Raw genomic sequence first — 24,021 nt, forward strand, 5'->3', positions numbered from 1 at the left:
TAAATAAATGATATTCATATGGCTTGGTATATTATTGTTGGTCGTATATGGTGTGTCGTATTTGGCTTATATTCGATATGTGCCTGTAAAAGGTGTTCCGTGCTTAGAGAAAGAACGTGTGCAGCGGAATCAACAAACCATGGTAGATATTCGGGATTACCATGAGGCCGCTAATGATCGTGTAGAAGAAGCGATGAGTATTCCCCTTGCTTATTTAGGCAGATACTATAAAGAAATCCCTACTTCTACTGTCCATATTATTGCCGCAAACCAATTAGAAAAAAATCTGGCCATTCGATTGTTGAAGGGTAAAGGATTGTATGTGAAAGGTTATACCTTAACCAATTGCGGTTGCCAGAAAAAACTTCATAACATTGCGTGAAGAGAAAGACAGATGGTATGCGCACCATCTGTCTTTTCTATTATGAACAAATGAAGTATTTCTAAGTAATTACCTTGAAAGTATTAAATCTTTGGCACAACAGGATGTGGATAGATTTTGACCTTGGCGGAACGGAGTACTGAAAAGACGGAGGATGTAAACAGTCGGTGCTAGACAGCGCTCCGAAAATAGGTTCCGCTTTCACCCACAAGGCATAAGTCAACTGCCAACAAAAATGGTATACTTAACAAAACTCCTCTTTATCGGTAGTCAGTATTTTCTTTTGACTATATATGTTGAATGAAATAATGTCTCATGGATCAAACTAGGTATTTTTTACTGCAAAAATGGTATAATACATCCCTTTACATGTGAATGTATGGTAAAATAGTGTAAGACATGTTTCGCAATATAGATTGGCATGGAATGATGGGGGTTTTTAAAGTGAAGGGCATATTTAAGAAAAAAACGACAGCGCCAGTGATAGAGGAAACGGAGGTCGTTTTAAACATTCCAGAACAAAGTACTTATGATAAACAATTGCAGATGATCGATTTAACGGAAGAAGATCTGAAAATCTTACGACATATTCAACCTTGGATCACGATGAATATTGAATCTATGGTTGATCAATTTTATTTAAATTTAGAGAATGAACCAGCTTTAATGGAGATTATCGAGGAGAACAGTTCTATAGAACGCTTAAAACAAACGTTAACGATACATATCCAAGAAATGTTTAATGGTCATATTGATCAAGGTTTTATTGACAAACGGATGCAAATAGCCCATATACATGTCAAGATAGGGTTAGAGGCCAAGTGGTATATGGGTGCCTTTCAAGGATTGCTGCGCTCCATCATTGACACATTACAGCAGCATATTCAGGATCAGATCTTCTTCGCAGATGCTGTATTGGCTACTACGAAAATTATCTCATGGGAGCAGCAGTTAGTGCTTGAAGCCTTTCATGATGAAATCATGCGTGAGTATAAAGAACAGGAAGCGGAAAAAGAAGCCTTGCATCAGAAGATAAAGGAAACTTCCGAGCAGTTGGCGAGCATTTTTCAACGATCACAAAGTTCCACAACTACATTGGTTGGTCAGCTTGATGACATCCTGCAGTTTGCTCAACAAGGTTTGGCGACGAGTGAGTCGGTAGAAACAGATTCTCTTTATCGGCATAAGGATTTACAAAAGCAAGAACAACAAATGGCAGATATTGATGAAAAGATGGAGGGAATTAGGCAAGAAAGTAAAGCCCTCTCGAAAATATCGCAACAAATTGATTCGATTGTCCGGCTAGTGACAGATATTGCTGAGCAAACTAATTTATTGGCGTTGAATGCAGCAATTGAAGCGGCTCGGGCAGGAGATGAAGGCAAGGGTTTTGCAGTTGTTGCGGATGAAGTGCGTAAATTATCAGAACAAACCAAGCGTTCGGTTAGCAATGTAACAGAGTTAATAGGAGAAACGAACAGCCAGGTAGCTAAGGTAACCAAATATGTGAACGACATGCAACAATCTATTTCAAGCAGCACTCAAAACATGCGTTACCATTCCCAGTTTTTTGAAGAGTTAATGAAAAAAATGCATGAGGCAAAGGAACAAAATAATACGATTGAAAAAGAGATGGAGCAATTCTTTCACAAGATGGATGAAGTAAACCAATCATTTGGTGAAATATCCGAGGCGATCAATGATCTGGTAGAAATGATAGAAGAAGGTTAGGAACGATAAGTCTGGAGATACTTCTTGTCATGAACAAATGATTAGCAATCCAAAAACAGCTATTGCAGTAGCTGTTTTTTTATCGTTCGTTAGGAATTTTCGAGGTTAGCGTCATCCCGAAAATGACGACCAAAATCGGAGGTGCAAGCACTGAAATGGGCGTCATCACGAAAATGACGGCCAAAATCGGAGGTGCAAGCGTTGAAATGGGCGTCATCATGAAAATGACGGCCAAAATCCGTGGGAAAAGCGCTGAAATGGTCGTCATCACGTAAATGACGGCCAAAATCGGAGGTGCAAGCGCTGAAATGGGCGTCATTCCGAAAATGACGGCCAAAATCTGAAGGAAAAGCGCTGAAATGGGCGTCATTCCGAAAATCCCGAATGCCTAGTTGTCCCATTTTCAGTCTATACTAATTATTTTTGGTCGTTGTTCATATAGTGTAGTGGAGGTGTTGTGTTTGAAAGCAGAGGATCAATTGACATTAGAAAAGGCGATTCATGATATTACGGAGATTGCCAAAGGGTTTGGTTTGGATTTTTATCCGATGCGTTATGAGGTATGTCCGCCTGAAATCCTCTACACATTTGGAGCGTATGGAATGCCGACGCGTTTCTCTCATTGGAGCTTTGGTAAACAATTTCATCGGATGAAATTGCAATATGACTTGGGGTTAAGCAAGATATATGAATTAGTGATCAATTCAGATCCGTGCTATGCCTTTTTGCTACACTCCAACAGCTTGATTCAAAATAAGTTGATTGTAGCCCATGTGTTGGCACATTGTGACTTTTTCAAAAATAATCTACGCTTTCAACATACCAAAAAAGACATGGTGGAAAGTATGGCGGCGACAGCGGATCGCATTGCTGCATATGAAAAAGAGCATGGTATACATGAAGTAGAGACATTTCTGGACGCGGTTCTTGCGATACAGGAACACATTGATCCAACCTTGGTAAAAGCACGTTCACAAGATGACGAAGAGCAAAAGACAGCAAATAAACCTTTATCAGAATACAACGATTTATGGGAACTTGATCAAAAGGGACATTCGAAACCTTTCGCTGCAACAAGTAAGAAAAAAAGATCTTTTCCATCAGAGCCAGAAAAGGATATCCTCTTATTTATTGAACAGCACAGTAGAGAGCTGGAAGAATGGCAACGTGACATATTAACGATGATGCGAGAGGAAATGTTATATTTTTGGCCACAGCTGGAAACAAAAATTATGAATGAGGGCTGGGCTTCTTTCTGGCATCAGCGAATTCTGCGTGAATTAAATTTGACCCCAGCAGAAACCATTGAATTCGCCTCTTTGAATGCAGGAGTTGTCCAACCGTCTACCACTCAAATCAATCCCTATTATTTAGGGGTGAAAATGTTTGAAGATATCGAAGAAAGGTATAATCATCCCACGGAGGAGATGAAAAAAGCAGGAGTAGAGCCAGGTTCAGGCAGGGATAAAATATTTGAAGTTCGTGAGATTGAATCAGATATTTCCTTTCTAAGAAATTATTTAACAAAAGACTTCGTCAATAAGGAAGATATGTATGTATTTCAAAAACAGGAACGGCAATATAAAATTGTCGATAAGGATTGGCGACAGGTACGTGAACAACTGATTACCAGTCGTTTTAATGGTGGATTCCCATATATTACCGTAACAGATGGAGACTATCTGCGGAATGGCGAATTATATTTGTGCCATCATTATGAAGGAGTAGAGCTTGATCTGCGTTATTTAGAAAAGACGTTACCTTACATTTATCAACTGTGGGGGCGACCAGTACATCTAGCTACTGTTGTCGATAAGCAAGGCTGTTTATTCTCATGCAGTGGTACGAAGGTTATAAAAAAACAATTAGATGAGTAGTACAATAAAGAAAAAATAGCTGGACAAATTACCTAATCAATAAATAGGACATATAGTGGTAGAGATAGGAGGTTGTTGTGATGGAGACATACTATTCCGTTGATCCATATATGTATGATGCAAATATAGAGACCAGGCCAGTTTCCTGGTTGCCATTTCCACCGTTTGGGCAAGGTGGACCAGGAGGAGCGCCTCCCTTTGTTTCTCCAGGGCAGGGCCCGCCACAAGCACCACCGCCACCTGGGCCGCCACCAAATCAAATCCCTCAAGTAATGAGCGGACCAGGAGGAGCTCAAGTGTTGGCGGTTGATTCCGGGTCGATGAGGCGTTGTTTATTCCGTTATACCTATATCTGGGAGAGCCCTCGCCGAGGTTTTTGGTTTTATCCTACTTTCTTGGGCAGAAGGTCTGTGGCAGGTTATCGTTGGACCGGATTCAACTGGATTTACTTTGGTGTTGATTTAAATCGAATTCAGTCTTTTACTTGTGTGTAAGAAAAAAACTTGGCAGCTGCTATGCCAAGTTTTTTCATTCCTTTAATGATGTGTTGCATGATCGATGGATTGTTGCAAAATCTTCATGACATGCTCATCATCTTGTGAATAGTAAATCGTCTTTCCCTCTCGTCTATATTTGACGAGGCGTAAATTTTTCAAAAAACGTAATTGATGGGATACATTGGACTGATTGAGATGCAGGGTTTCAGCTATGGCAGATACCGATAATTCACACTCAAATAACAAATGCAGAATACGAATTCTAGTGGGATCTGCCAGGGCCTTGAACGTTTGTGAAACAAGAAAAAGCGTCTCTTCATCGAGTGATTGATAACTGTTTTGTTCCATTGTCTCCCTCCTAGTTACAATGATTTTCCGATGCCTTAATATTAGCATGAATTCCTTCAATTTGTATCGTGGTATGTTGGATAGAGAAGCGATCCTTTAATAACTTGGATGCTTCTTTGATCAGCTGATCACGGTCTACCTTCTCTTCAACCACCACGTGGCAGGTGAAGGATGGAAAATCAGAAGTAATCATCCAAATGTGCAAGTCATGAATGGCTATGACACCATCCAATTGTACAAGTGAATTCTCAATATCTTGATAAGACAGATTATGAGGTGTTCCTTCCATTAAGATATGAAAGGAATCACGCGTGATGCGAAGACCGCTAAAAAGAATTAAAAGAGCGACAACGATACTGGCGATGGGGTCTGCTATATTCCAATCAAAGAACATAATCAACAGTCCCGCAATAATGGCGCCGACAGAACCTAATAAATCCCCCATCACATGCAGTAAGGCACTGCGCATATTCAAGTTTTCTTTGGTGTCACCGCCAGACATAAGAATAAAGGCGACCACGACATTGATGAGGAAACCGATGATGGCAATCCATAACATCGTTGCATTAACATTAGGCGGATCAAAAAAACGTTGAAATGCCTCATAGAAAATATAAATAGAGATGGCAATCAAGGCGACTCCATTAATAAGAGCGGCGAAAATCTCAAAGCGTTTGTAACCAAAGGTGTTTTGCTGATTAGCCTCTTTCTCACTTAATTTAAAGGCAAATAAGCTTAGTCCTAAAGCGAACGAGTCACTTAACATATGACCTGCATCTGACAGTAGGGCTAAACTATTTGTCAAAAATCCCCCGATTACTTCGACAATCATAAATAAAGTAATCAAGCTGAAGCTAAGCAATAATGCCTTTTTGTTATTGGTGTGGTGGTGCTCATGACTGTGACCGTGATGATGATCATGACTCATGTGAAACCCTCCTATACATATATGAACATATATTCATATTATAATATGAGAAAGGGTAACATTCAACCCTTTCAGAAAAATATGTTTATCATCCCACTTATCGTCTATTTTTGCAATAAAAAACCGGGCTGTCTGCCGCCCGGCTGTTCTTATTTAGGAAATCTTAAGCTAAAGGTAGTTCCTTCATTAAACTGACTGTCAATCTTAATCGTACCTTCATGCATTTCTACTAAGTGTTTGACAATGGCTAAGCCAAGACCCGTTCCGCCATTTGCCCTGGAACGAGATTTATCCACTCGATAGAAACGTTCAAATAAATAAGGGACATCCTCTTGCTTGATACCAATGCCTGTGTCGATCACTTCGATCCACACATCTGATGAAAGATCACGAATCTTTAGGGTGATTTGTCCTGTTTCCGTATAACGGACGGCGTTTTCTACTAAATTTGTTAAGATTTGATCGATACGGCTGCGATCGGCCTTTAATACGACATCGTGATCTGGAACGGAAAGATGCAGTTTCAATCCTTTATCAGCTGCCTTGAAATGGGATCGTTTCAATATCTCTTTCGCTAATTGATTCATATGCAGGTTTTCTTTATTTAAATCAATTTTGCCTTCTTCAATTTTGGACATATCGGTAAGATCGTCCATTAAATTACTGATATGGTCACTCTCATCCTCAATAATCTCAAGGAACTCATCTCGCTCCTCTTTGGATTGATAAATTTCATGACGGACGGCATTGGCGTAACCTTTCACATAAGTGAGCGGTGTTTTTAATTCGTGCGTAATATTAGAAAAGAACTCATTACGATTGGTTTGATAACGTTCCAGTGTTTCCGATAAATGATTAATTGCTTGTGCCAAAGAACCTATCTCGTCATTTGCCTTGTAATCGACACGTAAGGAAAAGTCCTTTTGTTCCGAAATTTGTTTGGTTACTTTTTCCATTGCGATTAAAGGGGAGCCTAGTTTTTTAGAAATAAAGATGGTAAAACCAATGGCTAAAATGACGGCGCCTAGGCTGGCTAATACCACCAAGACAATAATATTGTGAATCGAATTACTGATTAATCCAAACGAAGAAAATAGAACGACACTTCCTTGCGTACCATTTTGATTGGTAATTGGTTGTGCCACCTTTAAATAATTGGATCCATTAAAATTGTACTCCTCCACAATCGTTTCCCCGGATTCCAACTGTTGGATTTGTGGATTTTCCAAGATTTCCTCCGTAATATCATCATTCCAATTCGTTTGCAGAACCGTGTCACCGTTTTGATCCAGAATGGCGGCACTTGTATCCGTCATCGTGGTTAAATGTTCGAGTAATTGCATATTCTCTGGGGATTCCAAATCTTCAACCTGTGTTGCGTAGTTCTCCGATAATCGGATAAGCTGTGTTTCCGTTTGATTGACAGAATAGTTAAGAATCAATTGTAAAATGACGTATCCCAATGGAATAAGGATAATTAATTGTAAAAATAAAATCGTGGCTCCTAACTTAAAGACAACGCTATTAAGTTTCATTTTTCCCCTCCCATTCAAATTTATAGCCTACTCCCCAAACGGTCTGAATCGGCTGATATGACATCCCCGCCCTTTTTAACTTGTCACGGACATATCGTACATGGGAGTCAACGGTGCGAATATCAACAACTTCATCCAACCCCCAGATAATATCCAGCAGTTGTTCTCTGGTATACACTCGATTTGGATGAGAAGCTAGTAAATAGAGCAGTTCAAACTCTTTTGGGCTGTATTTGATCTCCCTGTCTGTCACTTTCACTTGATGGGAAGCAGGGTCGATTTCTAATTCAGCAAATTTCAAGGTATGGAAGGGGGCTGCTTTTTGAAAATGACGTAATTGAACTTGTATTCTAGCCATTAATTCTGGTGGTTCAAATGGTTTTACAATATAATCATCTGCACCTACCGTTAAACCTTCTACCTTCTGTGATGTATCGTTCAATGCCGTTAATAACATAATCGGCACATCAGGCTTCAAGGTTTTCATTTGTTTACAGGTCTCGACACCATCAATCCCTGGCATCATGATATCTAATAAGACTAGATCCAATTCTGTATCTTGCAAAGTTTGAATCGCTTCTTTACCATCAGCTGCTTCAATCACTTCAAATTCGTTTCTTAGATATAGTCTCAACATATGACGCATCTGTTGTTCGTCATCGACAATTAAAATCTTTGTCATGTTATTATCCCTCGCACATCTCAAAATTTATCCTCTATTTCAAATAGTATATAAAAATGGGAGAATAGTAAAATAATTGCCTTATAGAGGATGTTCCAAGAACACCTTGTATTTTCACATGCATGATAATCATTTTTGTGTCCAAACCCATAGAGACACCCAGATACATGATAACATAACCTGGGGATCTTCGTATGCAAGAACGAAAGGTGTAACAAAGAACTTTCGTGTACTTGTTTTGTTCCAGCATAGGGTGGGTAGAGCATGTATAATTATGAACTTTTTATGACGATTCTGTTTTCATCATAATTTCATCATATTTTCTTGGCATCATAAGAAAATGACGTTTTTTCGTGCGTGTTCAGTTCCGTTATGACCAACGCAGAAGTTCAATACGTCCTTTTTGTTGGGTTTTTGAACATTCTATTTAGGGGTGTCGAAAAAGAAGTACTTATAGAGAGGGGAAGGGCCATGACAATGAGGAAGAAGTTACTGTATGCTTTTACATTGTTATTACTGCCTGTGTTTCTTGCTGGCTGTGAGTCAAAGCTGTTAGTTTTTGATCCTAAAGGGCCGATCGCAAGAAGTTTAACAGATTTAATTGTATATTCAATTATTTTTATGCTAGTCATCGTAGTAGTGATATTCATTTTATTCGGCTACTTCATCTGGAAATATCGTGCGAAGAAAGATGACGGGGATTTCGAACCGAAAGAAGAAAAAGGAAATCATTGGCTTGAAATCACTTGGTTTACCATTCCTGTTCTTATTGTGATTGCATTAATGATACCAACTGCTAAAACCATTTATGATGTTGATGAAGTTCCGCAAGGCTATGAAGAGGAAGAGCCGCTGGTCATTCATGTAACATCAGCAGATTGGAAATGGATATTTAGTTATCCGGACCAGGATATTGAGACAGTGAATTATATTAATATCCCAGCAGATCATCCCGTTCAGTTTAAAATGACCTCTGCCGGTACGATGCAATCGTTTTGGGTTCCGGAATTAGCCGGTCAGAAATATACGATGGCTAATATGCAGACCAATCTTTACATGGTAGCAGATAATCCAGGGAGTTTTTATGGGCGAAACACCAATTTCAATGGTCAAGGCTATGCGCACATGAATTTTGATGTTGAGGCATTAGAGTCAGATGACTTTAACGAATGGGTCAATGATGTCAAAAATGCGGAGAATGAATTGACGGAAGCACAGTATGCAGAATTGTTAAAACCAAGTGTTATCGGACGTATGACATTTAATGGAACCCATTTAGATTGGATTGACCATGCTCATGGCGGATCAGAAGAGTATATAGATCCAGAACTATATCGTGAATATGAAGATGAAGGTGGATCAGAAAATAGTATGGAGTCTGCTCAAGAGAGAATTGAAGAAGCGGAAGAAGCAGAAACCAATCAAGATACAGAAGAGAGTAGTGAATCTGACGCAGCAGATCACTCACATCATTAAATAGAGGTGGTGACGGCATGTCATTAGATGAATTTTTTGTTACGGGTGATCCATTAATTTTGGCTTCACAGGTAGCAATCGGCTTAACGATGATTGGGCTGATTGCGCTAATTACGTACTTAAAGCGCTGGAAATGGTTGTGGAGCGAATGGTTTACAACCGTTGATCATAAAAAAATTGGGATTATGTACATCTTATCAGGTGTGTTGATGTTTTTTAGAGGTGGTGTCGATGGTTTATTAATGAGGACACAGACATCACGGCCGGAAATGGGTCTGTTAGATGCACAGCACTATGATGAGATTTTTACAACACACGGTGTCATTATGATTTTGTTCATGGCGATGCCGATGTTGATCGGGATTATGAACGTTGTTGTACCTTTGCAAATTGGGGCAAGGGATGTTGCCTTTCCGAAATTAAATGCATTTAGTTTCTGGACGTTCTTTGTAGCAGCGATGCTATTCAATCTTTCCTTTGTAATTGGGGGTTCTCCTGATGCAGGATGGACATCCTATTTCCCATTAGCGGGGAAAGAATTTACACCTAATGTCGGCAATAACTACTATGCGATTGCTTTACAAATTGCAGGGATTGGTACACTGACAACAGGGATTAACTTTGTCGTAACGATTATCAAAATGCGTGCTCCGGGTATGAAATGGATGCGGATGCCGATTTTTACATGGTCGACTTTTATTACATCGATTATTATCGTGGCAGCATTTCCAATTTTAACAATTGCCTTGCTGTTTATGACAATGGATCGGTTATTCGGTACTCACTTCTTTACCGTTGCGGCCGGTGGGGATCCAATGTTATGGCTAAATCTGTTCTGGTTGTGGGGGCACCCAGAAGTATATATTGTGGTACTTCCAGCCTTTGGTATGTTCTCTGAGGTGATTGCAACGTTTGCCCGCAAAAATCTCTATGGTTACAAGTCAATGGTGTTTGCGGTAGCAGGTATCGCCTTTTTGAGTATGCTTGTATGGGTACACCATTTCTATACAATGGGTAACAGTGCAGCCGTTAACTCTATTTTCTCGTTAACAACGATGATGATTGCGATACCGACTGGGGTCAAGATATTCAACTGGTTGTTTACCTTGAGGAAAGGCCGGATTGAATTCTCCTCGGCCATGATGTGGGCATTAGCGTTTATCCCTTGTTTTACGATTGGTGGGGTTACAGGTGTCATGCTAGCAATGGCTGCTGCCGACTATCAATATCATAATACCATGTTCTTAGTGGCACACTTCCACTATGTATTGATTCCAGGTGTGGTGTTTGCTGTTTTTGCAGCTATATACTATTGGTGGCCAAAAATGTTTGGTTTCAAATTAAACGAAAAAATCGGAAAATGGCATTTCTGGTTGTTTGTAATTGGCTTTAACATGACGTTTATGCCTATGTTCTTTGTTGGGTTAGACGGTATGTCACGTCGGATGTACACATACTCAGAGAGTACCGGTTGGGCACCATATTTAGGCTTTTCGGCAATCGGCGCATTTATCATGGCAGCAGGTTTTGCGGCCTTATGTTATAACATTTATTGGAGTTTTCGTTATGCGTCCAGAGATATTGGAGGAGACCCATGGAATGGACGTACCCTTGAATGGTCAACGGCATCTCCAGCTCCCGAGTATAACTTTGCAGTGGAGCCACAAGTAGAGAGCCTAGATGATTTTTGGTATAAGAAAAAACAAGGAAGAACCGATTTGAAGAAATCAGATATCCAATCGATTCATATGCCAAGCAATTCTTGGACGCCGATCGTCTTATCAATTGCTTTCGGTGTGGTAGGTTTCTTCTTGGTATTTGAATGGTTTACCTTGGCGATTATTTCCTCGATAGGTATTGTTATTGGTTTAATCGCAAATAGCTTTGATTATGATGAGGGTTATCATATTGAAGCAGAGGAAGTAGAAGAAGAGGAACGAAAATGGAGAGGTGATTTAAAATGACATCACAGACAACCCCATTAGAATATCGGTCACATCAAAATCAAATGAATATAGCCGGATTTTGGATTTTCCTTGGCGCAGAAATTGTGCTGTTTTCCACCTTGTTCGCTTCCTATTTTATCTTGGAACACAACACAGCAGGTGGGCCAGCGGGTCAAGACATCTTTGTTTTGAAAGATGTCATGATCGAGACCTTCCTGCTGTTAACAAGTAGTTTTACTTGTGGGTTGGCAATCCATTCGATGCGACACCAGGATAAAAAAGGCTTAATGGCATGGATGATAGTAACACTTATCCTAGGTGCCGGATTCTTATATATGGAGATTAATGAGTTTATTCATTTTGTCCATGAGGGTGCGACGATCCAAACGAGCGGCTTCACTTCTGCTTTGTTTACGTTGCTAGGCACACACGGGGCACACGTAACGTTTGGTATCTTTTGGGTTATTATGCTGCTTATTCAGCTAGCACGTCGAGGTATTACGGAAAAAACATCTAGCAAACTATTTATCGTTAGTTTGTATTGGCACTTCTTAGATGTTGTGTGGATCTTTATTTTTACCTTCGTCTATTTGAAAGGAATGGTGATGTAAATGAGTGCACAGTCTTATCGTTTTCCGTGGAATCACTTAATCGGTTTTGTATTGTCAGTTTTATTCACACTCCTTGCTGTGTTCATTGCTTTTAATACCGACTTTTCATCAACAGTTGTTTTATGGATTATTGGTATATTTGCTGTATTCCAAGCGATCATTCAGTTGTTTATGTTTATGCATGTCACTGAGGGTCAAGAAGGGTTGCTGAATATCATTAACATGTTCAATAGTGCCGTACTTGCCTTAATTATCGTATTTGGTACCATCTGGGTATTGACTTCCGGTCATGCAGGGGGCCATTAAGTATCATTAGAATACAGCTGCCTTTTCGAGGCGTTTAAAAGAGGGAAGAACCATGAGATGTGGTTTTTCTCTCTTTTTTGTAAGTTTAGAAAATATAAAATCTTTGACATAATAGGATTTGAAACGATTTTGATCATGAACTTATCGAAGTACCGATAAGACGGATTATGTTAAGTAACAGGCTATTCCAAGTGATCATGTTGAACGTTTTTAATGTGCTAGGAAGCGCTCCGGAAATAAGTTCCGCTTCGATGCATAGGACATGCAAGTGCAGGCATGGCGATTGTCGTCGTGATCTTAGCCTGCGAACCTTCATGGCTTGATTCAGCCTCCTGTTTAGAGAATGATTCACAATCATACGTTATGGTTCTATGTAAAGAACGAAACTACCTGGTAACGTGTGTTCATCATGATGTCGAAAAAGCCGTTGACCGTTCTTTTTGGCTGCAACACTGTCTAGGTACCTAGAACGTTTCCTCCTTGCAGTGATAAACATTGTTGTACTTTTACCTAGCGGAGGGAATATGCGGAGACTGGAAAATGGTTTACAGGCTAAAAACGCAACGTCCTGGGACTGCGATTACTCGCCCCACCGAAGCCCATTTGTTGCAACGCCTGCACTTGCACGTCCTGTGCATCGCAGGACGAGCTGAAGATCCACTAAAAAGTGCTTTTCTTTTTAGTTAGCTGAAGCCATCCCCATGGAAAGCGCAGCATATTCCCGTAGCGCTTGCTTCACACAAATAAAACAATCAAACTCACTGCTAATGAAAGGGCTCTACTTAACATAATCCGTCTTATTGGCAGTTCAGTGACTTATTCGTAAAGGATTGGTCAGTTTTAAGCCTAGTTTTGCTTTGCAGGTATGATAATGAATCTAACAGACAAAAATAACTCCATCATAAAATGCTGTATGTGACAATTCAGCAACCAACTGGGAGGAACCGATAAAGCATAAACCGAATGTTACTTCTAGAATCAGAGTGCAAGTGTGTAAGTAAAAGAAAACGGGTAAAGAACTATGGTGATAAGGTTGTTAAAAAAAGAGACTTACATTAATATAAGAAGAGGATGTGCAGGCATGAAGAGTGCAGCGGTTATTTTGAATCCTAATGCAGGAAATGGAAAGCTCAAAAAAGAAACAGATACGATCCAAGCCAGATTAGCTGAGGTGTTTGAAGAGGTTCATCTCTATATAACTGAACAAGAAGGTGATGGCAAAAAATATGTAGAGTTGCTGGCAAATAACACCGATGTCATCATTGGCGCAGGTGGTGATGGAACTATTTTTGAATTGGTAAACGCCATCGCTCCATTAGGGCAACGACCGATATTTGCCATTTTACCTGGGGGAACCTGTAACGATTTTTCCAGGGCAATAGGAATGAGTCAAGACCCGCTGTTAGCATTGGAACAGATTATACAAAAACATATAAAAATAGTTGATATTGGCTATTTTAAAGAATACTACTTTCTCAATTTCTTAGGCATTGGCTTGATTGCCAAGGTGGCAGAGGAAATGGAAGATAGCAATAAAAAACTCCTTGGTAAAATGTCTTACTATCTAAATACGTCCAAGATAGTCTTTCAAAATCAGCCCTTCCATTTGCATGTAAAAAGCGAAGAACAAACATATAATGGAGAAGCGGTGATGTTAGTCATTGGCAATGGTCCCTTTCTTGGCGGTATGAAATCATTTTTCCCTCATGCCGATATGGAAGATGGCAAGCTTGATGTGTTAATTATGAAAGAAACGAAATTTCAACAATTCTGGACATGGCTGGAAGCGCAAACGCAACAAGATTATCCGCAAGACAGGGATGATCAACTAATATACTTTCGCACGAGCCAGCTTCAAATAGAGACAAGGCCTGTACAGCATATCGACAGTGATGGTGAAATATTAACAGAGACACCAACAGAGGTATCTGTCCTCCCACAACACTTACAAGTACTGTCGGGAGATGAATGAAATAGGAAGGAGAAGAAACATGAATATTAGAAAATATCAGGCAACCGATGCGAAACAATTATCTGATATATGGTATCAAACATCTGTTATTGCCCATCATTTTATCGATAGTCGCTACTGGGAATCGCAAAAACAAGCGATACAAGATCATTACTTATCGGAAGCAGAAACATATGTGCTTGAGGATAACCATCAAGTGATTGGTTTTCTTTCGATCAAGGAGGATTACTTAGCAGCATTGTTTATCGATGCCGCCTATCAAGGTAAGGGCTATGGTAAGCGACTCCTCCAATTTATTAAAGAAAAAAAAGATCACTTAGAACTTAAAGTATATCAAAAAAATCAACCAACGATTTCCTTTTATCTCAACAATGGCTTTGAATTAAAAAAGGAGACCATCGACGATAATACAATGGAAAAGGAGTTTGTGATGGAATGGAGAGCCTCCTAACAGCGAGAACAGCAAGGAAGGGAGGCTTCCAGACCAACCTCCATTCCTCCCTGCCTGTATATAGCTATCAACCGCTAAAAATTTGAAGATAGCCAAATGAATAAGAAGTATAGTAAGCAAGGGTTAAAAAGAAAAACATGACCGCTAAGAATAGCCAATCTTTCATGTTGACCCTCATTTCATGGTAATAGGTGCGATGCCTGCTGCCGGTGAAGCCTTTCGATTCCATAGCAAGAGCTACACGCTCTGCCTTGCGGATAGAATTGGCAAGTAAAGGGATAGCATATTGTCTACCTTGTTGCAATTTATTTCGAAGTCCTTTTGCTCGGTGCACGCCACGAATACGATGGGCTTGACGCAATAGATCCAATTCATGCTTGAAGGTAGGTAGAAAGCGATAACCTGCCAAGATACCGTAAGTAAGCTTTGGCGATAATCTAACCTGCTGCATTAAGCTCAGCATAAATTTAGTTGGGTCTGTTGTTAAGGCGAACAGTAAAGACAAAGAGATAAAACATAAAGAACGCAATGCCAAACTAACCCCAACTTGAAGGCTGCCTGAGGTAACCTCAAACCAAAGAAATTGGAAGATAACAGGTCCTGTTGCGTACGCTTTATCGGTATAAAGCATCGACATCCAGGCAACACTTATAGCAAAGAAGGAAAGTGGCAAGAAAAATATAAGCCATTTTTTAACGGATATGTTAGCGAAAAACAACGTTAACAACAGAACAAAGACAAAGAAAATCAACGGTGTAATGATATCAAAGGCAAAGCTTAGCAACACCCCAGGAAGAAGTATTGCTAATGCCTTGATACTGGGGTTAATCGTCTGTATCATAAAGACCCTGCCTTCTGCTTCTCTCGCCTCTTAAAATAAGGTGGACGAAGTCTTGCTTCCTGTAAAAGCAGAGGATGTTTCCATAATTCATCCGGAGTATGATCAAAGGCGATTTCCCCTTGATGTAACACCAAAGCTCGTTCACAATGACTAGCCACTACATCCATATCATGTGTAACAAAAACAATGGCCGTCCCCTGCTGGCGTAATTCTTCTATTAAGTGAAGCAGTTCTTTTGTCGTTTGGGCATCCTGACCAAATGTAGGTTCATCGAACAGCAATAGATCAGGGGTTTCATCTAACATGGCAGCAACACTTAGCCGTCTTTTTTGGCCACCGCTTAGCATAAATGGGTTTGTCCATCGATGCTTTTGCAAATGTAACGTTTGTAAGAGTTTCTCCGTACGTTGATCAATCCTATCTGGAGGTTGCCCATTAAGCCTCATACCAAAACTAATTTCATCATAAACAGTTGAGCAAATAAATTGATGTTCTGGTTGCTGAAAGACAAAGCCTGTTCTTTGTCTTAATGCTTGTTCCTGCCAATTCATTATGTCTATACCATGAAAAGAAATCTGACCATAGCGGGAAGTTTTTAGCCGGGATAGCAGCTGCAACAAGGTGGATTTTCCCGCTCCATTTTCGCCTAAAATAGCTAAAAATTCACCCTTGCAAATGGAAAACGATATGTTATTTAAAACCAACCGCCCTTTCTGGTGAAAAGACAATGCATCGACGCGTACAATTTCTTTCCCGTTGGAAGCAGCCCGTGTAGCCCTAACAGTTGACTGCTCAAATGCTGCAGGCGTGATAATGTGATAAGAGGCTAGTTCTTTGCTGTGTGATGTAAAAACCGTGTGTGGCTGATCATCCATTACTAGTTGATTGTCCTGGTTTAACACGAGCATCCGATCGGCAATGCCTATCCAGTCTTCTGCCTGATGCTCAATAATAAGTATTCCCAGCTGCCGTTTTTGCTGAATGGTTGTTATAGTGTTGACTAATTCTAATCTGGACATTGGATCAAGATTGGCAGCTGGTTCATCAAGAATCAAATATGCTGGTTCAAGCAGCAGAGTAGAGGCGAGGGCAATTTTTTGTTTTTGCCCGCCAGATAGATGATGAATTTTATGATGGATAAACGGACGCATGTCAACTAACTCGAGTACTTCGATCATACGAGAGCGCATTTGCTCTTTAGGTACAGATAAGTTCTCCAGCACAAAGGCCAATTCATCTTCGACATGAATCATACAAAATTGACTTTCAGGGTCCTGAAAAACAATACCCACTTGTTGATTTAACTGTCCCTTCGGATAATCTTGAATAGCCTTTCCCCGAAAAAAAATGTCTCCAGCTATAGAACCCTCGACTGCTTCAGGATATAGCCCGTTAAGGCAGAGGGCGAGCGTGCTTTTACCCGAACCACTTGATCCCATTAATAGAGTTATTTCATCGCTGTATAAGGAAAGAGACATCTGCTTAATGGTCGGTTTCTTCTCCTGTTGGTAAGTAAATGAAAAATCTTGTAATTGAAACAATGGACTACGAGGCGCGGTCGTCTTCACGTTGTTGTTGATGCTCCTTTCCTAATGGATATCCCGTTAATACACCAGTAGCCGCTAATTGATCGGCTATAAATTTACCTATTATACCTGCAAAGATGGCACCACTGACTAATCGAGTGATTATCATAAGGATGAGAAGCCATGAAGCATAAGCATCATATCCCGATACAAAGTAGTTATATGGAAAGCTGACCAAGGCTGCACCCATTCCAGAAAGGATAAGAATTCTTAAGCGATAGTCCTTCCAGCCCGTCGCTGCAAAGGCGAGCTCCGCCCCTGCTCCTTGAACAATCCCGCTTAGAATCAATGATGGACCAGCTGTTGAACCAATTAATACCTCGGTTAATGCCGCAATGATTTCCGATGTCAGTGCAACACCCGGTTTGCGGATGATGTAGGCAGCAATAACAGATACCATAAACCAAACCCCGAAAATAATTTCATAACTAAGGGGACCTAAGCCAAACGGTGTTAATATCCCAAATAAAACATTGCCTACTCCAAAAAAGGCTAAATAAATCAATCCAAAAACAACCCCGAGCATAGACATTAAGACAATGTCTTTTAATTTCCACTGCTTCATTTATTGTCCCCCTTTAGATGGACTATTTGCTGAAATGGTAAATGACATGGTGACATGTGACACTTTCTGTTGCACTTGCTCAAAGCAATGCTCCAATACACGAAAGATATCATGGACATCGCCATCTAACCTTGTTGCATAATGGCTATGGCTGACGTCAACCCCTGCCGTTTTGGACCAATCGATTTGTTGGTAGATTTGCTCCATATAATCTTCTCTACCTAACGGATATAATGAAAATCTACAGCCCGCTGATTGGTTTAGTGAGTCAGCTGCTTGGTTCATGACTTGACTGGATTCATCCATATATACATCTCCAGTTGAATCACCAGGACATCCGATGGAAAAGGTTCCACTCATAGCCACATGTACACCTGTTTTAGCAGCATGAAGAAAAAGGGCTTTCGTCACATCGAAAAGGTGCACACGTTTCCCACGAATACAGGTAGAGACATCATCTGTGTGCATCCATACTTTGGAGCTGTCTACTTCCCGTAAACTCGATAAGATAATATCAACAAAACGATCACTCATCGGGAATAACGTAAATTGACACCCTGCAATCCGACTTGTTCCACAATGACTTGTCATAAAAAATACCTCCAGTCTATTTTTGATCACAAAAAAACTGCACTCCGAAGGGAATGCAGTTTGTACGTATGTAAAGAAGCTAGGTAAACAAATCGTCCATACGACCAACTACACTTCCCCACGCTAGTATTATCTAGTTCGGGTAATAAGGGTCAGGTCACAGACCTTCTCAGCCATTTCACAAAGCTCCCCTAGTGTACTACGGTTTATGCAATTTTTTACGGTTGGAACCGCAGCTAAACGTTTTTCGATAAACGTTTAGCCTGTGATAGTTTCTATCTTACAAAAACTTTTGCTATCTGTAAAGCCCTGTTTGTTCTCTCCCTATAATCTATTCCACAGGTATGGTATGATATGAATAGGAATACACGGCATGAAATAAGCAAAATAAGCGCTTAATAATAGACAAATATGAAAGAAACGAGGGGATTGCATATGACGAAGGTAGCTTGGGTCACAGATAGTTCATGTGGACTGGATGCCACTTTTGCAGAGGAAAATAATATTTTTATTATACCTTTAAATGTCGTTATCGATGGTAAGGCATATAAAGAAGAGGTGGATTTATCCAAAGAGGAAATATACGAACTGTTGCTTCAACATGGTGAGGGAGCAAAGACAAGTCAGCCGGTGTTTGGTGATTTTACTGATTTATATGAGCGATTAGAGAAGGAATATGACGTAGTGATTGCTATCCATGCCTCTAGTAAACTAACGGGAACCTATCAAAGCTCTGCAGCTGCGGCTAACATGAGTTCTTTGCCAGTCACGGTCATTGATTCTCAGATTGGTGATTTTGCCTTGGGCCAAATGATTCGTCACGGTGTATCGATGGCAAAACAAGGGGCAGATGTTGCAGAAATTGTCGAATATTTAAAAGGATGTCCGAATCGAGCCCAAATGTATTTAATGCCACAAAGTTTTGAACAATTACGTAGAAGCGGAAGGGTTAGCGCGGCCCAAACGTTATTTGCCTCCCTGTTGAATATTCATTTAATTCTTGGTTTTGACGAGGGGAAAGTAGTCGTAAAGGATAAAGTGCGAAGTAAAAAGAAGGCAAAACGTCACATGTTCCAGCTATTAGCAGAGGCAATGCAGGAGCACCAATTAAAAGAAATTTGTATCTTACATGCTGGTGTGAAGGAAAAAGCGCACCAGTGGAAAGATGAAATAGGCAGTCTTTATCAAGGGTTAAAAATACAAGTGCAAACCCTGGTGCCCGTTGCTGGTGTTCACACTGGTCACGGTACCTTGTGTTTGGCATGGTTGCGAAATTAAAGGATAGATGGGAAGTGAGAGAATGGAACAAGGTTTTGATACAAAGTCGGTACATGTAACGATGGAACGAGAAGGGATACCAACAAAGGTTACCCCTATCCATCAGACATCTGCTTTTACATTTAAAGACTTGGAGGATATGGAATCTTATTACAGCGGAGAACGTGACTATTTATATACCAGGGTTGGTAATCCCAATACAGATGAGTTAGGTACTGCTGTGGCGCAATTAGAAGGGGCACCTGCAGGTATCGCTACCTCATCTGGCTTATCTGCTATTTTGGTTGGTATACTAGCTGTTGCTAAAGCAGGTGATCATATTATCGCAGCAGAAGATTTGTACGGGGGTACTTATGAATTATTGGAAAAGGAGTTAACGGGCTTTGGCATTGAAGTAAGTTTTGTAGATTTTGGAGAGGATTTAACCTCCTCATTACAGGATAATACCGTTTTATTGTATACAGAATCATTGACCAATCCCTTGTTACGTGTCGAGGATTTGCCGAAAGCTAACGAGTTTGCCAAAAAGCATGATTTAAAATGGATGGTAGACAATACTTTTGCCACACCATATTTGATTCAGCCTTTTGTAGAAGGCGCGGATTTAGTCGTACATAGTGCAACTAAATATATAGGTGGTCACAGTGATATTACGGCAGGAGTGCTTGTTGGTCAAGCGGATGTAATCGCAATTGCGCGAGAAAAGATGGTTAACTTAGGAAGCAATCTCAGTCCGTTTGAGGCATGGCTAACGGTTCGTGGCCTCAAGACATTAAGTGTAAGAATGGAGCGGCATGTCAAGAATGCGTCCGCCTTGGCCGAGGCATTAAGAGGGCATCCAGCGGTGCAAAAGGTATACTATCCAGCCTTTCTGTCAGAACAAGGTAATGGTGCGCTTGTGACGATTGAGCTAAGTGATGCAGCAAATATAGAAACTTTTTTTCAATCGTTGGGATGGGTGAAGATTGTTGCCACCCTAGCTGGGGTAGAAACAAGTGTGTCGTATCCAACCAAAACCTCTCATCGAAATATGCCACCCACCACTCAACAGGCTTTGGGGATAAGTGAAGGGATCGTTCGAATTTCGGTAGGGATAGAAGAGGCACAGGATATTATCACCATGATTGTCAACGCCTTAGATCAAGCACAGAAATGAGGGGATTCGTATGAAATATGCGGTAGTTACTGGCACATCAAAAGGTTTGGGGGCAGCGATTGCGAGACTATTTATGCAAGCTTCTATCCATGTCATCGGACTGGCACGGCATGAGAATCAGGATTTAGCCAATGAAGATCTTCCTGGCCAGTATCATCATGTGACAGTGGACCTAGCAGATCTTCAGCAAACCGAGCAGAAGTTGCAAGAGGTGATGGACGATCTGAAAACAAAACCACTGCAAGCTGTATATTTAGTGCAAAATGCAGCGGTTGTTACACCGATAGAGCAGGTAGGGAAACAAACGAGTGGTGAATTAACAAGACATGTCCATGTGAATTTGCTGTCTCCTATGATAATTACCAACCTGTGGCTTCAAGGCTGGCGAGAGTCTGATATTTCATGTGTGATTGCCCATGTTACGTCTGGTGCAGCGAATCGATCGGTCTATGGTTGGAGTGCTTATGGCAGTTCCAAGGCCGGATTGGATCGGTATACACAAACTGTGGCTCTAGAACAAGAACAACTTGGCACAGGAAAAAAAGTACTGCTGTTTGACCCAAGTATTATGGATACGGATATGCAAGGAGAAATCCGCTCTTCCGACGAGAGTCAGTTTAGCGATGTACAGCAATTCAAAGACTATAAACAGCATAATCAATTGCGCAGCACAGAGAAAGTCGCGCGTGTGTTGGTTGATCGCTTGTTGAAGCCAGAGGATCTTGTTAATGGGCAATACCTTAGCGTGAAGGAACTACTGTAGCCGATCGCTTTTTGCCTGTACATCAAAAAATAATTAGGTATCCACCCATTTTTTTAAATAATAAGGACTTTTTTTCCCTTTTGACATACCTTATAAGTGTAAGTATGAAAAGGAGGGATTTTGATGAGCGGACAATATGGTTACGGTTCGGGATTTGCATTGGTTGTGGTGTTGTTTATTCTTCTAATCATCATCGGTGCTTCTTGGGGTTATGGCGGCTATTAATATATGATGGGAAGAACCTGACAAACCAACGTGTTGTCAGGTTCTTTCGCATAAGGAAAAACAGTATATACTTTTTGTAAAATAAAATCTCGTTCACAAAATACATCCTTGCTGATCCGATACTTTTTACAGGCGTTTAATTAGCGGATTCAGTTTCGTAACAAGAAGGCAGTGAAGCACCTGATTGGATTTTGTAATAGTTTTTAGCACAACTTTTGATCGAAGTATGATAAACTTTAAAGGAGTAAGGTCTGTTAGAAGAGTAAGAAAGGAAGTTTGTTTAATGATTACAAGGAAGAGTAAACGTGAAATAGAAATGATGAAAGAAGCAGGGAAGTTATTAGCACGTTGTCATCAGGAAATTTCCAAACGCATCCAGCCAGGTGTTACTACAAAGGAAATTGATGATTTTGTAGAGGACTTTTTAGCGGCAAATGGAGCCACACCTGAGCAAAAAGGGTACAACGGCTATGAGTATGCAACATGTGCATCAGTAAATGACGAGATTTGTCACGGATTTCCACGGGATGAAAAGCTGGTAGAAGGAGATATTGTCACAATTGATATGGTGGTCAATTTAAACGGTGGATTGGCTGATTCCGCTTGGACTTACTGTGTCGGTGAACCAGATGAAAAGACAAAAAAGTTATTAGATGTTACGAAACAGTCTTTATATGTGGGCATGGAACAAGCCTTGCCGGGAAATCGCATTGGAGATATTGGCCATGCGGTGCAGCAATATGCTGAGGCGGAAGGTTTCTCTGTTGTGCGTGACTTCACTGGTCACGGGATTGGTCCAACCATTCATGAAGATCCGCAAATACCTCACTTTGGTTTAGCAGGGAAAGGGCCACGATTGAAAGAAGGAATGGTTATTACGATTGAGCCGATGATTAATGAAGGAGCATGGCAAAGCAAGATGGATAGCAATAATTGGACAGCACGAACAGTGGACGGAAAGCGATCTGCCCAATATGAACATACATTAGTAATTACCAGTGACGGACCCATGATTTTGACAGATCAAGAGGGGCTGACAGATTAGATAAATTGAATATAACATAAATATAAGTCGGCTTGTTGGTGGAATATCCACTGATTTTGATTTTGTGATTTGCAAGGTATTAGCCCAACAGGCCGGCTAGCTTAAGGAAAAACGGAGCCTATTTTCAGAAGCGCTTGTTAAGCAGGGATACTAATGCAACAAGCTCTGTACAGTAGCTATTTTATTTATTGACCAATTTGGAAGGGTTTCCATTGTTGCCATGTGTGATTGGAAAGCATAGTTCAATGGTGGTGATGATCAGCATTTGTGCTATGTTGATTAACTATGTAGACAAAATGGACAAGGAGGGTCATTATTTTTCCGGATACAGCATGACCATCAGCTTGCAGACATGATTTTAAAAACAACAGTTTCTACACATAATAAAAGGTTAGGGTGTAAAATACGATGTATCAAATTCGTAAGGCGACGATAAATGATGCCAAAACGATTGCAGAGGTTTACGTGCATAGTTGGAAGGCAACTTACAAAGATTTAATTAATGAACAAGATGTCTCAAACACAACAGTAGAGTATCATCAAGTTTATTGGGAAACGATTTTGAAGTTATCCAGAAAGCAACAACCTGTATCCGTGATAGAGGTAGAAGGTGATATCGTTGGCTTTATCGCTGGAGGAAAAGAGCGCACTGAACGTTTTGGGTTTGATGGAGAAATCTCAGCTATTTATTTATTACCTGATTACCAAGGAAAAGGTTTCGGCAAGAAATTATTAAAAGCGTTCGCAGAAGAGATGCAAGAACTAAATTATAATTCCTTGTTGATCTGGGTGCTCACGAATAATCCCACCCATCATTTTTACTTGCGACTCGGAGCTGAGAAGATCGAACAAGAACAAACAACTATCGGAACAGGGACTTACCAGGAAACAGCTTATGGTTTTCCTAGTATTACAGCGTTATTGGAGAAATTATAAAATGGAGGGCCACGGCGGGTAGAAGCCATGGTCCTTTTTGGTAATAGTGAAGAAGAGCGATGACCAATTGCTTTGTCGGAATTTTGCGGTTTAGGAGATACTGAATAATTGCTACCCCGATTTGAATACAATGAAGAACGCAATTTCTCATAAGAATGGATCTAACGGACAAAAAACGGGCACCCCGCAAAGTTTTGTCCGTAAGAATGAATCTAACGGACAAAAAAACGCCGAACCGCAAAGTTTTGTCTGTAAGAATGGATCTCACGGACAAAAAACCGTCGAACCGCAAA

At 40.5% G+C, this 24,021-nt stretch carries 25 protein-coding genes and 1 riboswitch; of the genes, 17 read left to right on the forward strand and 8 right to left on the reverse strand.

Translation table 11 applies throughout. The annotated features are described in order from the left end of the window. The first annotated feature begins 7 nt into the window (after nt 1-7). From BN6556_RS12215 to BN6556_RS12230, 5 genes are all read left to right on the forward strand, one after another. Nucleotides 8-382 (forward strand): rhodanese-like domain-containing protein, encoded by a 375-nt coding sequence (locus tag BN6556_RS12215; protein ID WP_066191837.1) that lies wholly within the window; start codon nt 8-10, stop codon nt 380-382. 444 nt (nt 383-826) lie between these two features. Next, nucleotides 827-2,113, forward strand: coding sequence for a globin-coupled sensor protein (locus BN6556_RS12220; protein WP_161485703.1), 1,287 nt, complete (start codon nt 827-829; stop codon nt 2,111-2,113). A gap of 122 nt (nt 2,114-2,235) precedes the next feature. After that, the gene (locus BN6556_RS22130; protein ID WP_161485704.1) at nt 2,236-2,388 is read left to right on the forward strand and encodes a hypothetical protein; all 153 of its coding nucleotides are present in this window, start codon (nt 2,236-2,238) and stop codon (nt 2,386-2,388) included. A 186-nt stretch (nt 2,389-2,574) separates the two neighbouring features. Then, nucleotides 2,575-3,990 carry a SpoVR family protein gene (locus BN6556_RS12225; RefSeq protein ID WP_066191839.1) on the forward strand — a complete coding sequence of 472 codons (1,416 nt, stop codon included), beginning with the start codon at nt 2,575-2,577 and terminating at the stop codon, nt 3,988-3,990. Between the two features lie 80 nt (nt 3,991-4,070). Next, the gene (locus BN6556_RS12230; protein ID WP_066191841.1) at nt 4,071-4,484 is read left to right on the forward strand and encodes a hypothetical protein; all 414 of its coding nucleotides are present in this window, start codon (nt 4,071-4,073) and stop codon (nt 4,482-4,484) included. Nucleotides 4,485-4,526: 42 nt separating this feature from the next. On the opposite strand, the gene BN6556_RS12235 is transcribed toward BN6556_RS12230, so the two are convergent. The 4 genes from BN6556_RS12235 to BN6556_RS12250 all read right to left on the reverse strand — a co-directional run bounded on the left by BN6556_RS12235 (nt 4,527) and on the right by BN6556_RS12250 (nt 7,980). After that, complete coding sequence (locus tag BN6556_RS12235; RefSeq protein WP_066191844.1) at nt 4,527-4,835, reverse strand: ArsR/SmtB family transcription factor; 309 nt, start codon at nt 4,833-4,835, stop codon at nt 4,527-4,529. A gap of 10 nt (nt 4,836-4,845) precedes the next feature. Further along, nucleotides 4,846-5,763 (reverse strand): cation diffusion facilitator family transporter, encoded by a 918-nt coding sequence (locus BN6556_RS12240; protein ID WP_066191846.1) that lies wholly within the window; start codon nt 5,761-5,763, stop codon nt 4,846-4,848. 149 nt (nt 5,764-5,912) lie between these two features. Then, nucleotides 5,913-7,298: a sensor histidine kinase gene (locus BN6556_RS12245; RefSeq protein ID WP_066191847.1), complete on the reverse strand. Its 1,386-nt coding sequence runs from the start codon at nt 7,296-7,298 to the stop codon at nt 5,913-5,915. Continuing rightward, nucleotides 7,288-7,980 (reverse strand): response regulator transcription factor, encoded by a 693-nt coding sequence (locus tag BN6556_RS12250; protein ID WP_066191852.1) that lies wholly within the window; start codon nt 7,978-7,980, stop codon nt 7,288-7,290. Before BN6556_RS12250 ends, BN6556_RS12245 begins: the two co-directional genes overlap by 11 nt. A 471-nt stretch (nt 7,981-8,451) precedes the next feature. Between BN6556_RS12250 and qoxA the strand changes: the two genes are divergently transcribed. The 6 genes from qoxA to BN6556_RS12280 all read left to right on the forward strand — a co-directional run bounded on the left by qoxA (nt 8,452) and on the right by BN6556_RS12280 (nt 14,742). Then, the gene (qoxA, locus tag BN6556_RS12255) at nt 8,452-9,456 is read left to right on the forward strand and encodes a cytochrome aa3 quinol oxidase subunit II (protein ID WP_066191853.1); all 1,005 of its coding nucleotides are present in this window, start codon (nt 8,452-8,454) and stop codon (nt 9,454-9,456) included. A gap of 17 nt (nt 9,457-9,473) precedes the next feature. Beyond that, nucleotides 9,474-11,420, forward strand: coding sequence for a cytochrome aa3 quinol oxidase subunit I (gene qoxB / locus BN6556_RS12260; protein ID WP_066191855.1), 1,947 nt, complete (start codon nt 9,474-9,476; stop codon nt 11,418-11,420). Then, complete coding sequence (gene qoxC / locus BN6556_RS12265; RefSeq protein ID WP_066191857.1) at nt 11,417-12,013, forward strand: cytochrome aa3 quinol oxidase subunit III; 597 nt, start codon at nt 11,417-11,419, stop codon at nt 12,011-12,013. The genes qoxB and qoxC overlap by 4 nt, the downstream gene beginning before the upstream one ends. Continuing rightward, nucleotides 12,014-12,319: a cytochrome aa3 quinol oxidase subunit IV gene (qoxD, locus tag BN6556_RS12270; protein ID WP_066191860.1), complete on the forward strand. Its 306-nt coding sequence runs from the start codon at nt 12,014-12,016 to the stop codon at nt 12,317-12,319. A 1,081-nt stretch (nt 12,320-13,400) separates the two neighbouring features. Further along, the gene (locus BN6556_RS12275) at nt 13,401-14,291 is read left to right on the forward strand and encodes a diacylglycerol/lipid kinase family protein (protein ID WP_066191862.1); all 891 of its coding nucleotides are present in this window, start codon (nt 13,401-13,403) and stop codon (nt 14,289-14,291) included. A 19-nt stretch (nt 14,292-14,310) separates the two neighbouring features. Then, nucleotides 14,311-14,742, forward strand: coding sequence for an N-acetyltransferase (locus BN6556_RS12280; RefSeq protein ID WP_066191864.1), 432 nt, complete (start codon nt 14,311-14,313; stop codon nt 14,740-14,742). Between the two features lie 67 nt (nt 14,743-14,809). On the opposite strand, the gene BN6556_RS12285 is transcribed toward BN6556_RS12280, so the two are convergent. From BN6556_RS12285 to BN6556_RS12300, 4 genes are read right to left on the reverse strand one after another with little or no spacing between them, the layout of a single operon-like run. Beyond that, nucleotides 14,810-15,583, reverse strand: a complete 774-nt coding sequence (locus tag BN6556_RS12285) for an energy-coupling factor transporter transmembrane component T family protein (RefSeq protein ID WP_066191866.1) — start codon at nt 15,581-15,583, stop codon at nt 14,810-14,812. Beyond that, entirely contained in the window at nt 15,580-17,151 is a 1,572-nt protein-coding gene (locus BN6556_RS12290) for an ABC transporter ATP-binding protein (RefSeq protein ID WP_066191868.1), read from the reverse strand. The genes BN6556_RS12285 and BN6556_RS12290 overlap by 4 nt, the downstream gene beginning before the upstream one ends. Further along, nucleotides 17,129-17,734, reverse strand: a complete 606-nt coding sequence (locus BN6556_RS12295; protein ID WP_066191871.1) for an ECF transporter S component — start codon at nt 17,732-17,734, stop codon at nt 17,129-17,131. The genes BN6556_RS12290 and BN6556_RS12295 overlap by 23 nt, the downstream gene beginning before the upstream one ends. Continuing rightward, a complete protein-coding gene (locus BN6556_RS12300; protein ID WP_078060085.1) occupies nt 17,735-18,325 on the reverse strand; it encodes a YkoF family thiamine/hydroxymethylpyrimidine-binding protein in 591 nt (196 codons plus the stop codon). Nucleotides 18,326-18,423: 98 nt separating this feature from the next. Next, a riboswitch (TPP riboswitch) is annotated at nt 18,424-18,528 on the reverse strand. A gap of 232 nt (nt 18,529-18,760) precedes the next feature. On the opposite strand from BN6556_RS12300, the gene BN6556_RS12305 reads away from it, so the two are divergent. The 6 genes from BN6556_RS12305 (at nt 18,761) to BN6556_RS12325 (ending at nt 23,728) form a co-directional block, all read left to right on the forward strand. Next, nucleotides 18,761-19,603 carry a DegV family protein gene (locus tag BN6556_RS12305; RefSeq protein ID WP_066191873.1) on the forward strand — a complete coding sequence of 281 codons (843 nt, stop codon included), beginning with the start codon at nt 18,761-18,763 and terminating at the stop codon, nt 19,601-19,603. 22 nt (nt 19,604-19,625) lie between these two features. Then, nucleotides 19,626-20,759: a trans-sulfuration enzyme family protein gene (locus BN6556_RS12310; protein ID WP_066191875.1), complete on the forward strand. Its 1,134-nt coding sequence runs from the start codon at nt 19,626-19,628 to the stop codon at nt 20,757-20,759. Between the two features lie 10 nt (nt 20,760-20,769). Continuing rightward, nucleotides 20,770-21,522, forward strand: a complete 753-nt coding sequence (locus BN6556_RS12315; RefSeq protein ID WP_066191877.1) for a (S)-benzoin forming benzil reductase — start codon at nt 20,770-20,772, stop codon at nt 21,520-21,522. Between the two features lie 123 nt (nt 21,523-21,645). Next, nucleotides 21,646-21,747: a YjcZ family sporulation protein gene (locus BN6556_RS21700; RefSeq protein WP_078060086.1), complete on the forward strand. Its 102-nt coding sequence runs from the start codon at nt 21,646-21,648 to the stop codon at nt 21,745-21,747. 283 nt (nt 21,748-22,030) lie between these two features. Next, the gene (map, locus tag BN6556_RS12320) at nt 22,031-22,792 is read left to right on the forward strand and encodes a type I methionyl aminopeptidase (protein WP_066191879.1); all 762 of its coding nucleotides are present in this window, start codon (nt 22,031-22,033) and stop codon (nt 22,790-22,792) included. Nucleotides 22,793-23,200: 408 nt separating this feature from the next. After that, complete coding sequence (locus BN6556_RS12325; protein WP_066191880.1) at nt 23,201-23,728, forward strand: GNAT family N-acetyltransferase; 528 nt, start codon at nt 23,201-23,203, stop codon at nt 23,726-23,728. Nucleotides 23,729-24,021: the final 293 nt, after the last annotated feature.

This window comes from Gracilibacillus timonensis (assembly GCF_900086715.1).
Classification (GTDB): domain Bacteria; phylum Bacillota; class Bacilli; order Bacillales; family Amphibacillaceae; genus Gracilibacillus; species Gracilibacillus timonensis.

What these genes read in the sequence shown, in the direction of transcription:
- BN6556_RS12215 (WP_066191837.1), top strand. Translation starts at nt 8, where the DNA reads ATGATATTCATATGGCTTGGTATATTATTGTTGGTCGTATATGGTGTG.
- BN6556_RS22130 (WP_161485704.1), top strand. Translation starts at nt 2,236, where the DNA reads ATGACGACCAAAATCGGAGGTGCAAGCACTGAAATGGGCGTCATCACG.
- BN6556_RS12230 (WP_066191841.1), top strand. Translation starts at nt 4,071, where the DNA reads ATGGAGACATACTATTCCGTTGATCCATATATGTATGATGCAAATATA.
- BN6556_RS12235 (WP_066191844.1), bottom strand. Translation starts at nt 4,835, where the DNA reads ATGGAACAAAACAGTTATCAATCACTCGATGAAGAGACGCTTTTTCTT.
- BN6556_RS12240 (WP_066191846.1), bottom strand. Translation starts at nt 5,763, where the DNA reads ATGAGTCATGATCATCATCACGGTCACAGTCATGAGCACCACCACACC.
- BN6556_RS12245 (WP_066191847.1), bottom strand. Translation starts at nt 7,298, where the DNA reads ATGAAACTTAATAGCGTTGTCTTTAAGTTAGGAGCCACGATTTTATTT.
- BN6556_RS12250 (WP_066191852.1), bottom strand. Translation starts at nt 7,980, where the DNA reads ATGACAAAGATTTTAATTGTCGATGACGAACAACAGATGCGTCATATG.
- qoxA (WP_066191853.1), top strand. Translation starts at nt 8,452, where the DNA reads ATGACAATGAGGAAGAAGTTACTGTATGCTTTTACATTGTTATTACTG.
- qoxB (WP_066191855.1), top strand. Translation starts at nt 9,474, where the DNA reads ATGTCATTAGATGAATTTTTTGTTACGGGTGATCCATTAATTTTGGCT.
- qoxC (WP_066191857.1), top strand. Translation starts at nt 11,417, where the DNA reads ATGACATCACAGACAACCCCATTAGAATATCGGTCACATCAAAATCAA.
- qoxD (WP_066191860.1), top strand. Translation starts at nt 12,014, where the DNA reads ATGAGTGCACAGTCTTATCGTTTTCCGTGGAATCACTTAATCGGTTTT.
- BN6556_RS12275 (WP_066191862.1), top strand. Translation starts at nt 13,401, where the DNA reads ATGAAGAGTGCAGCGGTTATTTTGAATCCTAATGCAGGAAATGGAAAG.
- BN6556_RS12280 (WP_066191864.1), top strand. Translation starts at nt 14,311, where the DNA reads ATGAATATTAGAAAATATCAGGCAACCGATGCGAAACAATTATCTGAT.
- BN6556_RS12285 (WP_066191866.1), bottom strand. Translation starts at nt 15,583, where the DNA reads ATGATACAGACGATTAACCCCAGTATCAAGGCATTAGCAATACTTCTT.
- BN6556_RS12295 (WP_066191871.1), bottom strand. Translation starts at nt 17,734, where the DNA reads ATGAAGCAGTGGAAATTAAAAGACATTGTCTTAATGTCTATGCTCGGG.
- BN6556_RS12300 (WP_078060085.1), bottom strand. Translation starts at nt 18,325, where the DNA reads ATGACAAGTCATTGTGGAACAAGTCGGATTGCAGGGTGTCAATTTACG.
- BN6556_RS12305 (WP_066191873.1), top strand. Translation starts at nt 18,761, where the DNA reads ATGACGAAGGTAGCTTGGGTCACAGATAGTTCATGTGGACTGGATGCC.
- BN6556_RS12310 (WP_066191875.1), top strand. Translation starts at nt 19,626, where the DNA reads ATGGAACAAGGTTTTGATACAAAGTCGGTACATGTAACGATGGAACGA.
- BN6556_RS12315 (WP_066191877.1), top strand. Translation starts at nt 20,770, where the DNA reads ATGAAATATGCGGTAGTTACTGGCACATCAAAAGGTTTGGGGGCAGCG.
- BN6556_RS21700 (WP_078060086.1), top strand. Translation starts at nt 21,646, where the DNA reads ATGAGCGGACAATATGGTTACGGTTCGGGATTTGCATTGGTTGTGGTG.
- map (WP_066191879.1), top strand. Translation starts at nt 22,031, where the DNA reads ATGATTACAAGGAAGAGTAAACGTGAAATAGAAATGATGAAAGAAGCA.
- BN6556_RS12325 (WP_066191880.1), top strand. Translation starts at nt 23,201, where the DNA reads ATGTATCAAATTCGTAAGGCGACGATAAATGATGCCAAAACGATTGCA.